At 60.2% G+C, this 16159-nt stretch carries 12 protein-coding genes and 1 pseudogene; 5 read left to right on the top strand and 8 right to left on the bottom strand.

All coding sequences use genetic code 11. The features are described 5' to 3' along the window. Positions 1-128: 128 nt before the first annotated feature. The 7 genes from A5651_RS11780 to A5651_RS11745 all read right to left on the bottom strand — a co-directional run bounded on the left by A5651_RS11780 (position 129) and on the right by A5651_RS11745 (position 11606). Complete coding sequence (locus A5651_RS11780) at positions 129-476, bottom strand: hemophore-related protein (protein WP_066980102.1); 348 nt, start codon at positions 474-476, stop codon at positions 129-131. A 220-nt stretch (positions 477-696) separates the two neighbouring features. Next, complete coding sequence (locus tag A5651_RS11775; protein WP_066980100.1) at positions 697-3639, bottom strand: RND family transporter; 2943 nt, start codon at positions 3637-3639, stop codon at positions 697-699. A gap of 10 nt (positions 3640-3649) precedes the next feature. After that, on the bottom strand, positions 3650-6532 hold the full coding sequence (locus tag A5651_RS11770; RefSeq protein WP_066980096.1) for an RND family transporter: 2883 nt from the start codon (positions 6530-6532) through the stop codon (positions 3650-3652). Next, entirely contained in the window at positions 6529-6948 is a 420-nt protein-coding gene (locus A5651_RS11765; RefSeq protein ID WP_066980094.1) for an MmpS family protein, read from the bottom strand. Before A5651_RS11765 ends, A5651_RS11770 begins: the two co-directional genes overlap by 4 nt. 944 nt (positions 6949-7892) lie before the next feature. Then, positions 7893-8681: an alpha/beta fold hydrolase gene (locus tag A5651_RS11760; protein WP_066980091.1), complete on the bottom strand. Its 789-nt coding sequence runs from the start codon at positions 8679-8681 to the stop codon at positions 7893-7895. 505 nt (positions 8682-9186) lie between these two features. Continuing rightward, positions 9187-9906, bottom strand: coding sequence for an alpha/beta hydrolase fold domain-containing protein (locus A5651_RS11750; protein ID WP_231988660.1), 720 nt, complete (start codon positions 9904-9906; stop codon positions 9187-9189). Positions 9907-10418: 512 nt separating this feature from the next. Further along, on the bottom strand, positions 10419-11606 hold the full coding sequence (locus A5651_RS11745) for a cytochrome P450 (RefSeq protein WP_066980081.1): 1188 nt from the start codon (positions 11604-11606) through the stop codon (positions 10419-10421). Positions 11607-11785: 179 nt separating this feature from the next. On the opposite strand from A5651_RS11745, the gene A5651_RS11740 reads away from it, so the two are divergent. The 4 genes and pseudogenes from A5651_RS11740 (at position 11786) to A5651_RS11725 (ending at position 14633) form a co-directional block, all read left to right on the top strand. Next, on the top strand, positions 11786-12556 hold the full coding sequence (locus tag A5651_RS11740) for an SDR family NAD(P)-dependent oxidoreductase (protein WP_066980078.1): 771 nt from the start codon (positions 11786-11788) through the stop codon (positions 12554-12556). Between the two features lie 91 nt (positions 12557-12647). Further along, on the top strand, positions 12648-13391 hold the full coding sequence (locus A5651_RS11735) for an SDR family NAD(P)-dependent oxidoreductase (RefSeq protein ID WP_066980318.1): 744 nt from the start codon (positions 12648-12650) through the stop codon (positions 13389-13391). A 44-nt stretch (positions 13392-13435) separates the two neighbouring features. Beyond that, positions 13436-13747 (top strand): annotated as a pseudogene (locus tag A5651_RS26420) (ferredoxin); the annotation flags it as partial. Positions 13748-13769: 22 nt separating this feature from the next. Next, complete coding sequence (locus A5651_RS11725; RefSeq protein WP_066980073.1) at positions 13770-14633, top strand: SDR family NAD(P)-dependent oxidoreductase; 864 nt, start codon at positions 13770-13772, stop codon at positions 14631-14633. A gap of 164 nt (positions 14634-14797) precedes the next feature. On the opposite strand, the gene A5651_RS11720 is transcribed toward A5651_RS11725, so the two are convergent. Further along, entirely contained in the window at positions 14798-15466 is a 669-nt protein-coding gene (locus A5651_RS11720; RefSeq protein ID WP_066980070.1) for a TetR/AcrR family transcriptional regulator, read from the bottom strand. 103 nt (positions 15467-15569) lie between these two features. Between A5651_RS11720 and A5651_RS11715 the strand changes: the two genes are divergently transcribed. After that, entirely contained in the window at positions 15570-16133 is a 564-nt protein-coding gene (locus A5651_RS11715; RefSeq protein ID WP_066980067.1) for a nuclear transport factor 2 family protein, read from the top strand. The last annotated feature ends 26 nt before the right edge of the window (positions 16134-16159 follow it).

The following is a 16159-nucleotide window of genomic DNA, read 5'->3' as shown; positions in this document are numbered from 1 at the left end:
GAACCAATCCCTGGAGTTGAGCGGATATCCCGGCTGCCGCAGCGACGACGGCGATCCGCCTCTCAGCAGTCGCATGGCGCGCTAAACCGGGGCAGGCGCGCAGGCCTACCCCGGTCTAGAGGTTTGGGTCAGGGCTGAAAGTTATTGCAGGTCAGAAATGCGTTTTCGATCGTTCCAAGGTACGGGCCGAACTGCGGCGAACTGACGAGTTCCTCAGCTATTTCCTGACGCTTCTCCGGGCCCGACGCAACGAAAAGCTGCAAGCCGGCTTTCAGCTGTGGAGACTGGTTGAAAGCCGCGCTGACTTGCGGATTCCCCTGTGCATCCAGCGCTGATGTCAGCTGCCGATAATTACACGTGGTGTTCACAACGGGACCCAGATCGGGAGTTGCGGACGCAACACCCGCACTAGCCACGAGTGCCAATGCCGAACCGCCGATAGCCACCGCGAGCTTGTTCGATGACAACTTCTTCATGTATGGAGCCTCCCCTTATTCGTAACGACCCTAAACCGTTTGCGCGGATCCCGGACTAATACTTCCCAACAGCCGAGCTACCACCATCTCGCTAGTACCCAAACCTACCGAGATGTACTAGTTACATCGCGCGGCAGCCTTCTACGTTACGCCCCTGACAGGTACGACACAGCTGCCCACCTTCCGTAGGTCAGGACTAGCGGGAGGCGCATGCCGCAGGCTAGCGCGACGGGATCCGGATCGGTGCCGTGACCGGATCCTCGTCATCGCGGCCCTGGCCGAGGAGATAACGCCGTGCGGCCCACCGAGGCGCGAGTGGCTCCAGAAGGAAACTAGCCGGGCGTGGGCGCACACGTTGCGGCCACCAGAACCAGCGGCCCAGGAGCGCGGCGATCGACGGCGTCATGAAGGAGCGCACGATCAACGTGTCGAACAACAAGCCCAGTGCGATCGTCGTGCCAATTTGGCCGATGATCAAGAGATCGCTGGCCGCCATTGATGCCATGGTGAGCGCGAACACTACACCCGCTGTTGTCACGACCTTGCCGGTGCCACCCATCGAGCGGATGATGCCGGTGTTGATCCCGGCACTTATTTCTTCCCTCATTCTGGACACGAGGAGCAGGTTGTAGTCGGATCCGACAGCCAAGAGGATGATCACCGACATCGCGAGCACCATCCAGTGCAGATTGATGCCCAGTATGTATTGCCACAGCAGGACCGACACTCCAAACGATGCGCCAAGCGATAGCGCAACGGTGCCAACGATCACCAAAGAAGCGATGAGCCCGCGAGTGATGATGAGCATGATGACGAAGATCAGGCACAGCGCCGCGACGCCTGCGATCCACAAGTCGTAGGTCGACCCGTCGTGCCAATCCTTCGCGGTCGACGCCGCGCCGGCGATTTGCACCTTGGCGTTTACCAGCGGCGTCCCTTTGAGAGCTTCCTCAGCCGCGGTCTTTATTTGATTGATTCGAGCGATGCCTTCGGGTGTTGCCGGCGCCCCGCGATGCGAAATGATGAATCGAGCCGCTTTTCCATCCGGGGAAAGGAAATTATCCATCGCGCGCTTGAAATCTTCGTTCTGGAACGTCTCAGGCGGTAGAAAGAAAGACTCATCGCTATGACTCTCGTCGAATGCCTGGCCCATCGCCGTGACGTTGTCTTGCGCCTCGTTCATCGTGCCGATCATGCCTGACATGGTGCTATGCATGGTGAGCATCATCGTCCGCATGCTCTGCATGGTTGCTATCATCGGCGGAAGCTGCGCCGCCAGTTGCGGCATGATCACATCAATTTTGTCGAGAGGGACCAGGAGTTCCTGGAACTTATCGGTGATGGCATCTATTCCGTCGAGCGTATCGAAAATGGCTCTCAGCGAATTGCAGATGGGAATGTCGTAGCAGTGCTGCTCCCAGTAGAAGTAATTGCGGATCGGCCGGAACCAGTCGTCGAATTCGGCGATATTGTCCCGAACGTCATCGATGGTGATTTTAAGGTCGTGCGTTACCTGCACCATTTTATGAGTGATGTCGTTCATTTGCCGCAACAGCCGGTACTGGTCTTGCATGATCCTGATCATGGTGGCCAGATCCTCGGCCTGCTTGAGCATGTCGTTGGACCTGGCTTCCTGAAACTTCATCATCTGCACCTGGCTGGCGCTTTGCAGGCTGAGAAGGAACGGAATGGAAGTGTGGCCGATTGGCGTTCCCTCGGGCCTTGTGATGCCCTGCACCCGTGAGACTCCCTTGACCTGGAAAATTGCCTTCGCCAATTTGTTCAAGACAAGAAAATCGGCTGGGTTGCGCAGGTCGTGGTCAGCTTCGACCAGCAGAATATCCGGCGACAGTCGTGCTTGGGAGAAGTGGCGCTCAGCGGCTGCATAACCCAAATTGGCCGGGATGTCGCCGGGTATGTACTCGCGATCGTTGTAGCTGGTTTTATACCCGGGCAACGTCGCCAGACCGACTAGTGCCAGCGCGAGTGACGCGATCAGAATGGGGACGGGCCATCGGACAATAGCCGTGCCGATCCCTCGCCACCGCTGCGCTCGCAGACTGCGTTTGGGCTCCAAGAGTCCGAATCGGCTCGCTATATGCACCACTGCTGGAACAAGGGTTACCGCGACCGCGACTGAGACAAGCATGCCTATCGCGCACGGGATGGCCATGCTGTGGAAGTACGGCAGGCGAGCGAAGCTCAAGCAGAAGATTGCACCCGCGATCGTCAAGCCGGATGCCAACACAACCGGCGCTACCCCTCGATACATGTTGTAGTACGCCGTTTCCGGGTCTTCTCCCGCTTGGCGCGCCTCTTGATAGCGACCGAAAAAGAAGATGCCGTAATCGGTTCCGGCCGCGATGCTGAGAAAGACCAACATGTTGACGGCGAACGTCGACAGCACCAGGACATCGGAATAGCCAAGGAAGGCAACAATGCCGCGCGCAGCGGCCAATTCGATGCCGACTGTGAGCAGCAGAAGGATCACTGTGACTATCGACCGGTAAACCAAGAGCAATACCGTGAAGATGACCACTACGGTCACCAAGGTGATCTTCAGGACGGATTTGTTCCCGCTGTGTTGCATATCCGACGCGAGCGGTGCGGCGCCTGTAACGTAGGCCTTTACGCCGGCCGGCGGATGTGACCGAGCAACGATGTCGCGGACCGCGGCGACGGATTGGTCTCCTAACGCGGTCCCTTGATTGCCGACCAGATTCACCTGTACGTATGTGGCTTTGCCGTCAGGGCTCTGGACGCTCGACGATGTGAGTCGGTCCCCCCACAGGTCCTGCACATGCTCGACATGCTTCGAGTCATTTCTCAGGTCACGGATCAAGCCGTCGTAATACTGGTGCGCGTCCTCGCCGAGCGGCTGCTGACCCTCCAGCACAATCATTGCGGAGCTGTCCGAGCTGGACTCCTTGAAAACTTGGCCCATGCGGTTCATCGCCAGTACAGACGGCGCATCCCTGGGCATCAGGGAAACGGAATGCCTTTCCGCGACATGCTCCAGCGCCGGGATTGCAGAAGCCCATCGCCAGTTGACCGACACAAGTGTCGAAATCAGCAACACCGCCAGCCAAGCCAAAATGACCAGCAGCGACAACCGACGTATGGTCCGCGCCACGAAGGGGTGCCGACGATGTCCTGAGCTCATGCGGCGTTCGCTAGTTCCTCAGCAACAGGGAGCGCACCAGTGGGCGCGGCCCCGTCGAGCGAAGCAGACCACTCGCGGGCCGTGTACGCACGCGTTGTGGCCACCAGAACCAGCGTCCCAGCAGCGCCGCGATGGCTGGCGTCATCAGTGCGCGCACGACCAACGTGTCGAACAGCAACCCCAAGGCGATGGTGGCGCCTACCTGGCCGAGTGTCAGTAGGTCGCTGACGAGCATTGACGCCATGGTCGCCGCGAATATCAGTCCGGCCCAAGTGACTACCCGGCCGGTCCCGCCCATTGCGCGAATGATCCCGGTATTGATCCCGGCTGCTACTTCCTCCTTCATTCGCGAGACCAGCAGCAGGTTGTAGTCGGATCCAACCGCCAAGAGAACGATGACGGACATCGCCAGCACCATCCAGTGAATCTGTATGCCGAGGACGTTTTGCCAGACGAGGACCGACAACCCGAACGATGCGCCGAGCGACAGCGCCACCGTCCCGACGATGACCAGCGCGGCGACGAAACTTCGCGTCATGATGAGCATGACGATGAAGATCAGGCAGAGGGCAGAGATCCCCGCGATCAGGAGGTCGTATGTGGATCCGTCAATGAGATCCTTCACCGTCGCCGCAGTGCCAGCGAGATAGATCTTGCTGGTCTCCAAGGGGGTGCCCTTGAGTGCCTCTTCAGCGGCATCCTTGATCGGATCAACGCGCGAGACGCCTTCGGGTGAGGAAGGATCGCCCCTCTGTGAGATCAACAGGCGAGCGGCCTTGCCATCCGGCGACAGGAAGATCTTGAGGACGCGCTTGAAGTCCTCGTTCTTGAACACATCCGGAGGCAGATAGAAGGATTCGTCGTTACCCGCGGCATCGAACGCTTTGCCCATCGCCGTCGCGTTGTCGCTCGCCTCCTCCATCGAATTGATGGTGCCCGCCATGGTGCTGTGCATCGTGAGCATCATCGTGCGGGTGCTCTCCATGGTCGCAATCATCGGCGGGAATTGGACGAGTATCTGCGGGAGAAGCACATCAAGCTGATCGAGGTTCTTGATGAGCTCGTCCATTTTCTCGGTGATTTCGTCGATACCGTCGAGCGCATCGAACAATGACCTGATCGAATAACAAATAGGAATGTCGTAGCAGTGCTGCTCCCAATAGAGGTAGTTGATGAGCGGCCGCCAGAAGTCCTGGAAATCACCGAGGTGATCCCTCAACTCATTGGTGACGTCTTGCAGTTCGTGCGTGGTTGCAACCATGCGGTGGGTCGCGTCGACCATCTGCTGCATCAGGCCGTACATGCGCTGCATGATGCCGATCGTCGTCGTCATTTCGTCGGCCTGCTTGAGCATGTCTTCCATGCGAGCTTTCTGGAAAGGCATGCCCATTAGTTGGCCGGCGTTCTGCATACTGATCGAGTACGGGATGGTCGTATGCGCGATCTGTTTCCCCTCGGGACGAGTGATCGACTGGACGGTGGCAACCCCGGGAACAGCGAAGATGGCCTTCGCGAGTTTGTTGAGCACCAACATATCGGCGGAATTCCGCATATCGTGGTCGGACTCGATCATCAACAGGTCGGGCGTCGTCATCTTCGACGCTGGAAAATGACGTGTTGCGGCCGCATACCCCATGTTCGCGGGAATATCTGTAGGGAGAGTCTTCTGGTCGTTGTAGCTGGGGTTATATCCCGGCAGCGTCAATAATCCGATCAGCGAAAGCGCGGTGGTAGCGATAATTATCGGCAGGGGCCACCGGACTACTGCTGTGCCTACCCGACGCCAGCGGCGGGTGTGAATCTGCCGCCTGGGGTCGAACAATCCGAAACGGCTTCCCAACGCCAGAGTGGCGGGAAGCAGCGTCAGCGCCACCGCGACGGCGACCAGAATGCCCAACGCTCCAGGGATACCCAGCGGTTGGAAAAACGGCAGCCGCGTGAAGGTCATGCAGAAGATAGCGCCCGCGATCGTAGCACCAGAGGCGAGCACGACTTTGGTCACTCCGCAAAAGGTGATGTAGTAGGACGTCTCGCGGTCCTCGCCGTTTGCTCGCGCCTCTTTGTACCGCCCGAAGTAGAAGACGCCGTAGTCCGTTCCCGCCGCGATACCGATGGATACCAATAGGTTCACGACGAAAGTGGTGAGGCCGACGACGCCGTGCATCCCGAGGAACGCGATGATTCCGCGGGCCACCTGGAGTTCGATGCCGACCGAGAGCAAGATGACGATGGTGGTGATCACTGAACGGAATGCCAATAACAACATCACGAAGATCACCGTGAGGCTGACCACCGTGATCAAGATGACGGTTCTGTTCCCGCTCTCCCCCATGTCGGCGACGATCGCCGCAGGTCCGGTGACGTAAGCCTTAACCCCCACAGGCGCAGGAGTGCGATTCACGATGTCTTGAACAGCTTTGACTGAATCGTTTCCCTGGGCTTGGCCAGCCTGACCGACGAGTACCACCTGGACGTATGTGGCTTTGCCGTCGCCGCTTTCCGCGGCCCCGGCGGTGAGCGGATCCCCCCAGAAATCCTGGACGTGCTGAACGTGGGCCGAATCGGCTCTCAGCTGCCTGACCAGATCGTCGTAGTACCGGTGAGCGTCGGTCCCAAGGCGCTGCTCACCCTCCAGGACGATAACGGCCAGCGCATCTGAGGTGGATTCGTCAAAGGCCTCGCCGATGCGCTCTGCTGCCCTGAACGACGGCGCGTCCGGGGCCGACAGCGCCACCGCATGCTCCCGTTCGACCTGCTCCAGCGGAGGGACGGCGAGGGTCAGTATGACCGTGAGCGCTATCCACGCCAAGATGATGAGCAACGAGAAACGATGTATCGCCCGAGCCATTCTCGAGCGCTTGACGCGGTTCTGGAGGGTGGCCTGATCGCTCATGCGGACTTCAAAAGGCAGGAAGTGAAAGCGTTCACTTGGTTGGAGACCTTCTCGGTTTTGACCTCGTTGTCCACCAGAATGCGGCAGCCGATGCTGCCACTGTCACCTTGAGCCATAATGCTCCCTGGACCCGCCGTTTCAGTGATCTCGAAGGTCAGCGACCAGGGAAGGCTCGCTCCTTGGACGAATGTCGGCTCGGCGTTCGCGTCGAAGTAACTGATGTCCGCGACGGTCCCGGCGGCACCGAACACCTCATAGGTCAGATGCTTGGGGTTGAAGGGCTTTGAGTCGTTCACCTTCGTGTCGGCGTAGGACGGTCGCTTTTCAGAGCCGAAGATGCCGTGCAGACGCGACACGGTGAACGCCCCGGCGCCGACCACGACCAGCACCAGGAGCGGTATCCACAACCGTCTCAGAACCCTAAAAATCCTCGAACCCCTCCCCTACGGTGACGCCCGGCACATGCTATCTGCTCGTCCATGTCCATTCTCGTCGGCGGTCATACTCCGCGGAGCACCACCCGGCAGGCGGCGAAGTCGCCTGCTAGCTTGCGGCAGTCGCCTCAAACAACGGCGGCCTCGGGCAGCATGACCAGTAGACAGTAGACCACGTAGACGACCTTCCTATGGCGTCGTTTCCAAGACGATATGCGATGGTAATTACATCGATTGCCGTGGCGGCATCTAAACACAGTCTGGGATCGTGCGCAAAATGTTCGAGACATAGAAATCTTGGCGCGTGCGCGAGCACTTGAGTACTGCAACCCGATCGTTCGCGACAGCCGCCCATGGCGGTGAAGTCGCGGATTCAGAACCGGATACTCACACGAGGACGGTCAGCGGAATGCGCGGTTCATCGCCGGAAACCTAGAAGGGTTGGCACTGAGGCCTCCGTTGGCCGGATCGGAAGAATCACTGTGCCAACGGGTTTGAAGTTATCTTGTAAGCACCATGATGGTGTTGCTGTCGAGGAAGGCCGAGCCGCAGTCGCCTGATCGCAGTGACGCTCGTTGGACATGAAATTTCCTGTCGATTCGCGCGTCTGGGGGTTTCCCGGTATGTCGACTTGGGGGTTTTCCAGTATGCCCACGCCATAACATCAATTATTGGGCAGCTAAGTGTCATGGCGATCGCTTACAGAACGTAATTCGTAGTTGCCGTCTAGTCATTAGGAATTTTCGGGGAAAGGGCCGGGATAAACTATCAGCTACCGTCCTCGTATCAGCGTAGCGGCGCCTAATTTTCGTTTGGCTAATCCGCGCCGCAGGAAGTAATACCCGGTTTGATGGGAAAAACGCTGATAGCTAAAACTCTGGCAAACTAAGCTGGCCCAGCTCGACTTTTTTCCTGCACACACGTACCTATTCACTCCCGCTGCTGAAGAATTTCAGTATCGCGCTGTTCACCGCATCCGGCCGTTCCAGGAATCCGTGATGCCCGGCGTCGGCGATCTCGACATACCGCCCGTTGGGCAGGACTTGGGCGACCTCGGCGCCAAGATGCGGCGGTACGGCGATGTCGTCAGCGAAACCGATCACCAGAACCGGTGTGGCGATCGCCTTATATGCAGGTCGTCGGTCGCTTTGCGGGGCGATGTCGAACTGGGCCCGCGATCCCGGCGTCCAGGTCGTGGGCCACATGGTAAACACGTCTATCCAATCTGCGACTGCGGCGTCATCGTTCAATGTCTTCCGCGAGAAGCCCTCGATCAGGCGCAATTTCGCGTCGTAGCTGGCGGGGAGTTGTATTCCGGCATCTGCGAACTCCCTTTCAGCCTCATGGAAGAAGGCGCGCGCACTGTCGTGTCGTGCGCGCGTGGCCATCAAGGCCGCCTGCCTGACCAATCCGGGACGAGCCAGCATCAGCTCCTGGGCTATGTAGGAGCCCATCGACGTGGCGACGACTCGGACGGGAGCGAGGTCCAGTTCGTCGATCAGCTCCGCCGTGTCGGCCACCATCGTCGCCGTGGTGAATCCGGAAGCGTCCTGGGTTGCGCCAACGCCCCGGTTGTCGAATGTGACCACGCGGTACCCGACGTCTAGGAATGCGGGCACTTGATGGACCTGCCACGTTCGTCCGACGACACCATGGCCGGCAATGAAGAGCACGGGGTCGCCGTGGCCGCGGTCGTCGTAGGCCAAGTTCACCACGCTGGGACCGTACTACGTGGACTGGCGTCCGCCTGGCGCGACCGACCGCGACGGCTTTGGTGAATCGGATGCCGTCCTTCCTGAGCGCGTCCGACTCTGCCGCATCGACCAGCGGCAGGAACGCCACTTCCGCATCGCCGAGGTTCCAGTCGCCACCGCCTCGCCGGGTTGGACAATGGTGCCTGCAACGTCGACGCTCGGGGGCATTGCGAAAGTTGACCTGGTAGACCTTTGCCCGGCAGCCGCCGCGTATGCCGGCGTCGACCGGGTAGCGCAAACATCGCTGCTGCATACTCGTGGTGGCGAACTGCTTTCGTCGTGTCGTTGACAAGGTGCTTTGAATTCGCAGCAATCAATCGAGAGATCGCGGGAAAGTAAACGCCCCGGAGTCTATTTCGCTCAACATGACGTGCTTCGAAACGGTCGAAGAGCGTTATCGCTTTCTTCGGATACAGATGCGACAGCGTCGCGCTTAGTCCGACCAAATAGCGGTAACCGCGACTGATCAACGATGATCGCTCAGAACTACATCGGAAGCCATGCGAAGCGAGGTGCGAGCTTCCGGAATCCACGGAGCACCGACATATATGTGGAACCCGCCGGGTACTACGGTAAGGGTGCTTGCACCGCCCGCCTGACGGACTAGTCGATCGAGAAGTTGTACGTCGGGAAGGAACAAGTCGTGATCGCCTTGAAAGACGTGTAGCGGCGGCAGACCTGCGAGATTTCCGAGTAGAGGGCTGACGGCCGGGTCTGTAGGTTCTCGCCGACCCGCCCACCAGGTGCCGCATGTCTTCAGCTGCTGGCGGTTCAGGATGGGGTCATCAGCTTCGTACCGAGCGATGTCGGGGTTTTGCATCGTGACGTCGACCCATGGCGAAAACAACACTATTGCGTCGGCCTGTCGTTGCAATTGCTCATCGCGCTGGCGGATCGCATAGGAAAGCGCCAGACCGCCACCCGCTGAATCACCCATGTATAGAAGACGCTTGCCCTTGGGAATTTCGAGAGATCGCGTCACAGCGTCGAGGAATGGTAGCGCGTCGTCGATAGTATGTTCAGGGGCAAGGGGATACAACGGTAGCGTGACTGCTGACTCGGTGCGCTTGAGTAGGGCGGCTACGATGCTCCAGTGCAGTTGCACAAGCGATGAGGTGTAAGACCCGCCGTGGAGATAAAGCACGTGCGCCCGGGACTCGGCCCGGCTACGCGGGCGGACAGTCATTACTTCATGACCGTTAATAGCTTGAGAGTCAACCACATATCGGTGGCTGATTGATCGCGGTATAGGCGCCGGAGACCTTGGGCCACTTATTCGCTGGCGCAGTGCCTCGGGTGATTGCAAAGCGCTTGGCCGCAACCGCAGGGCGAATCGTGTAGCCGCCATGGCAAGAGACACGCCACTGAGCCTAGCTTCCGGTGGCGTGCCGCCGAACGACGAAACGGCTCGCGAACGTTGGCGAACTGATAGGCGTTGCTACGCTGTGTCGGTCGTCGGTGAGACAGCACGTGACGACGTAGCCGCTAGGTCAGGGCGCATGACAAGATGATCGCTCAAACGCTCCTGCGCTCGTGCCACACGTCCGACCACGTTGGCTGCGAACGCATCCTGTCCATCCTGCGTCCCACACTGAGCGATTTCGTATGACTGTTCGCGACACCGGGATGCTGAGACGTGCGGCGCTCGATGCTCCTGGCTGAGCACGACGGCCACCACCCCGTCATCGGTGGTTATCTTCAGCCCACGACTGCCGGCATGCTGTCCCAACCGCGGACCGTGGAGGTACGTGAGCGTCGGGCACCGGCCATGTCGATTTCCCACTCGGGCCAGCGCTTCAGAACCTCTTCGAGGGCGACGCGGCCCTCCAGCCGGGCTAGTGGGGCGCCGACGCAGAAGTGTGCTCCGCGACCAAACGTGAGGTGGCCACCCGGCTTTCGGTGAATGTCAAACTTGTCGGGATTATCGAAGTGACGCTCGTCGCGGTTCGCGGAGGCCAGCATAATCAGCAACGCACTACCCGCCGGTATGACCTGACCCTGGTAGCTCACCTCTTCTGAGGCCACGTAGCGCGCGACGTGCGGACCCGGCGGCTCGAAGCGAAGAAGCTCCTCGATCGCAGCGGGAATCAACGCGCTGTCTTCAACCAATTCCTTGCGCTGGTCGGGGTGTTCGCCCAACACCTTGCCCATCCAGCCGAACAGTCGACCCGTGGTTTCCACGCCGGCTCCAGCAACAACAGCGAGAAAGACGATCAGTTCCTGCTTGTCAAGGTTGCGCGTTGTTCCCGTTTCATCTTCGAACTCGACATTGAGCAGTTCGGTGATCAGATCGTCAGAAGGATTCTTCTCACGCCACTCGACATACTCGCCGAACATTTGACCGGTGAAGTAGTGATCCTTTTTGATGTCCATCGGTTTACCGGGTTCGTTGTGCAGCACTTGATTGGCATGTGCACGCACCGCGGGCTGCTCGGCGTCCGGAATGCCGGCAAGCATGCCGATCGTGCGCATCGGGAGCTCTGCCCCGAGGTCTGCCACGAAGTCGAAGTGGTTTCCGCCGACAAGCGGATCGAGACACGCGACGCAGAAGGCGCGGACCTTGTCCTCGATCGCGCGCATCTTTTTGGGAGTGAAGGCCCGGGACACGATAGCGCGGTGGATCGTGTGCAGCGGGGGGTCCTCGTTGATGAAGATTCCCGGCGGCATCACAGGGTCAGCCATGACCACTTCCAGGATGTCACCCTTCGCGGAGCTGAGCCGGGCCGTATCTTTCAACGCCGCGTCCACATCTGCGTAGCGGCTGATACCCCAGAAGTCATGACGGTCGTTGTAGTAGACCGGCGACTCGTCGCGCAGACGGCAATAGGTCGGGTATGGATCCAGGTCAATATCGAAGTCCCAGGGGTCGTAGTACAAGTCGCTCAAGGTCGGCTCCTTCGATGCGGAACAGCAGCTTGGCCACCAGCCAGGCTGCTGTACGACTGTATAGGAGACGCTGTAGGCGAGCAAGATCGACTACTTCGCAAAACACCGATACTGCTATACGCTCGTACAATGCCGGTCGGTGCCCTGGTGCCCGCACCGCTACGAGCACAAGGAGCGCAATGACCAGTCGATTCTCGATGGACGGTCGGGTGGCCGTGATCACTGGCGGGGGAACCGGCATCGGACGCGGTGCGGCTCTCGTCCTGGCAGAGCACGGAGCCGACGTCGTGCTGGCCGGCCGCCGACCCGATCCCCTGGAATCCACAGCCAAAGAAGTCATGGCCATGGGGCGGCGCGCCCTGGCGGTACCGACCGATGTCACCACCGCCGACGTGTGTCGCGAGCTGGTCGACACGACTCTCTCCGAGTTCGGACGACTCGACGTGCTCGTCAACTGCGCCGGCGGCGCGGAAACCAAGTCCATCCTCGAGTGGCCCGACGACGACTTCGAGAACGTGCTGGCCCTGAACTTCAAAGCCGTGTGGCACTTGTCGAAAGCAGCGGCCAAGCCGATGATGTCGCAAGGCGGTGGCGCCATCGTCAACATCAGCTCCGGCGCCAGCCTGTTGGCGATGCCGCAGGCGGCCCCGTACGGCGCCGCCAAGGCTGCCGTGAATAACCTCACCGGATCCATGGCGGCGGCATGGGCCAAGAAAGGGATTCGGGTCAACGCCATTGCTGTCGGCGCGGTTCGGGCCGCCACACTGACCGACGACGCGGCCCGCTACGGTCTCGATCCCGAGGCCATCGCAATGTCAAATGGATTGGGCCGCCTCGGTGAACCCGACGAGATCGGCTACGGGGTACTGTTTTTCGCCTCCGACGCATCGAGCTTTTGCTCAGGCCAGACCCTGTACATGCACGGAGCCCCCGGGCCGGCAGGCGTATGACGGCTGAGTCTGCTTGTTTTCCGACGGAGCTATTCACTATACACTCGTACAGCGCATTCAACGCGAGTAACCGCAGTCAGGAGTTATGAAGATGCGCCGAACAGCGGTGGTGACCGGTGGGGGATCAGGCTTGGGTAAGGCGATCAGCATCAAGCTCGCCGCTGACGGTCATGCGGTTGCGGTGATGGACGTCAACGGCGAAGCCGCGGAGAAGGTTGCCGCCGAGATTCAGGCAGCCGGAGGCCGCGGCTTAGCGCTCGGTGTCGACGTATCCGATGAGGCCGCAGTCGATTCAGCCTTCGCGACGGTGCGTGACGCGCTCGGGCCTGCACAGATCCTTGTAACCAGTGCGGCCATCGCCGGCTTCACGCGGTTCGACAAGATCACCCTCGACGAGTGGAACCGCTACCTGGCGATCAACCTCACCGGAACATTCCTATGCATTCGAGCCGTACTACCAGAGATGGTCGACGCGGGTTGGGGCCGAATTATCACCATATCTTCGGCCGCCGGTCAGCAGGGTGCGCCGCGACAGGGCCACTATTCGGCCACCAAAGGTGGAGTCATCGCCATGACCAAGACCGTCGCGCTCGACTACGCCCGCAAGGGCATCACCGCTAATACCGTGCCGCCCTTCGTCATCGACTCGCCGATGCTGCGGCAGCAGCAAGCCGAGGGCAAACTTCCTGGCACAGAAGTACTCACACAAGCCATCCCGGCCGGTCGGCTCGGCGCCGGCGAGGAAGTGGCGGCGGTGTGCTCGTTCTTGTGCTCGGAGCAGGCGGGATACGTCAACGGTCAGGTAATCGGAGTCAATGGCGGAGCCGTCGTCTGATTCGAGCCGCCCGACACGCCGAACCGGACAATTGAGGAGAAGTAGTGCGCGTCCAAGTTGATTCGACGAGGTGTCAGGGCCACACCCTGTGCACCATGATCGTTCCGGAAACCTTCGAACTCGACGATGTCGACGGTCACGCCACCGCCATTGCGCAAGAGGTCCCGAAAGCGCAGCGCCCAACATATGACGGCCACTGGGTGGCCGCGGGAAGTCGCGAGGTGTTCCAAATCGCGCGGTGCCCACACGTCTCTCATGATCACGACGTGCACATCGAACGCCGCGGATACAAAGGCATTTCCATACCGCTGACGGTCGAGGCCGAGAACTTCCGCGGCGGCATGCTCGAAATGGAACTGAAGGAATCGGCCAGAATCGATGTCTGATCACAACATCATCGCCGTAGTCACCGGGGCGAGCCGCGGCGCCGGGGCCGGCATTGCCCACGCCCTGGGCAGCCACGGCTGCACCGTTTATGTCACCGGCCGTACCCGCGGCTCGAGCGCCTCGTCGGCGCCGAGCACCATCGACGAGACGGCGGCGCGTGTGACCGCGGCCGGCGGTACCGGTATCGCTGTCGCCGTGGACCATAGCGACGACGCTCAGGTCAAAGCGCTATTCGACCGAATTCGCGAACAGCAGGGGCGCGTCGACATCCTGGTCAACAACGCCGCGCTCATCCGAGACCAGATGATGGGTCGAACGAAATTCTGGCAGGAGCCCATCAACGTCATCGACACCCTGAACGTCGGTCTGCGCAGCAGCTATGTCGCGACAGTGTATGCAGCGCCGCTGATGATCACACAGGGCAACGGGCTGGTCGCATTCTCGTCTTCTTCGGGGGCGGTTCACTACGCGTTCGGTCCGGCCTATGGAGTGCCCAAGGCCGGTACCGACAAAATGGCCGCCGACATGGCCGTCGATTTCCGCGAGTTCAACGTCGCGTCCGTGTCGATCTGGATGGGCTCGTTGCTGACCGACCGGGTTCGCAAGATCATCGCGAGCAACCCCGCAAAATTTGGACACATCCTCGACAGCGCCGAAACCCCGGAGCTGACCGGACACGTCATCTGGGCCCTCTACAACGACCCCGATCTGATGGCGCTGAGCGGCCAGACGCTCATCGGAGCGGAGCTCGCCAAGAAGTACGGCATCGCCGACGAGGATGGCCGCCAGCCCCCGTCTTACCGTGACATGTTCGACGTACACCCACACCGTCAGTACGCACACACGATGCGTTAGACGCACACGCTGTAAGCCGGTGCCCAATGCTGTTGCCTGCCGTATTTCTGCTCTACAGTCGTATAGCAATACGGTCGTACAGCGGCCGACCGCCAGAACCGCGAGACGAGGTCCACGATGTCCAAGCCTCTGATACCGCAGAATGTTCTCCGGCGATTGAGTGTCTAGCGGCCGCGGCGCGCCTTGGTCTTCGGCGCGGATGCGGCCTTCCGTGCCGCGGGTTTGCGCTTCGGCATGCCGGAGGCGCGGGGCTCGACCGAATCCAAGTACCGCTCGAAGGCTTCGGTGACTTCCGCATGCGCCGACTTGACGCCGACGCCCTTCTCGAGGTTGAGGAACTTGGGCATGCCTGACATCAACAGTTGCAAGGCGGGAAGGGAGAAGTCGCCGATTGGCTTGGCATCCTTGCCGAACTTCGCGGTGAGCGCAGCCAACTGCATCTTTCGGACAGCCTCGGTTACCGCGGCGATCTCGTTGGCGATCGATTTGCGGTGATTTCCCAGGGCCATGAACTCGGTCATCAAGGCACCTGTGGCCTCGTCCCACGAGTACTCCCACACCGCCCGAAGCGGATCATCGGTACGGCGCTCGAGCTCTCGCTTCAAATGGGCAAGCCCACGCTCGGAATACCGTTTGATCGCTGCGACGAAGATGTCGTCGACGTTTGGAAAGTAGTACTGAACCAAGCTGGGCGTGACGCCGGCCCTCGCGGCAAGCGCTCGGTAGCTCACGCTCGCATAGCCTTCTTCCAGCATCATCTTCTCGACGCAATCGAGAAGCACGTCACGAGTCTTCGAAGTCTCTGCGCCGACGCGTCGCGCTGCAGTCGCCATGGCTGCTCCGTTCGATCGAGTTAGGCCTATTCTGCTATACGCTTGTGCTGTACAGTCGTATAGTGTTGCACCGGAACCAAGGGTCGTGACCGCTAGGAGAACGATGACCGTCGACACCGACATGAGCACGCTGCAACGCGACGTGAGGTACCTCATGGATCGGACCGAGATCCTCGACTGCATCAACCGCCACGCCCGCGGCCACGACCGCCATGACGTCGACCTACTCACGTCGGCATACCATCGCGACGGCGTCGATGAGCACGGCGATGCGATCAATCCCGGCCCCGAGTACGCCGAATGGGCGAACAAAACCCACGCCGCGACGTCGCGCGTACACACGCACAACATCACTACCCACACCTGCGACATCGACGGGGACACCGCGCACGCCGAAAGCTACGTGATTGTCGTCCTCATCGGACCCGACACAAAGAGCGCGCAATTCATCACCGGCCGCTACATCGATCGTCTCGAACGACAAGATGGACAGTGGCGCATCTCAGTTCGTCGATCAACGGTCGAAGGGATGTTCATCGCTGACGCTCGAGTCCTTCAATCACCCTTCTTCACCGAAAAGGGCTATTCGGTTGGTACTAGGGATCGCAGCGACCTGTCCTATCAACGCCCCTTGACCATCGATACGCCGGCGCCCGCCCGCTGGTAAATCGTTCAACGGAGCAGTCCGGTAGA

The organism is Mycobacterium sp. 1274761.0 (genome assembly GCF_001668615.1).
GTDB lineage: Bacteria > Actinomycetota > Actinomycetes > Mycobacteriales > Mycobacteriaceae > Mycobacterium.
This window is presented reverse-complemented; position numbering and strand designations above follow the sequence as displayed.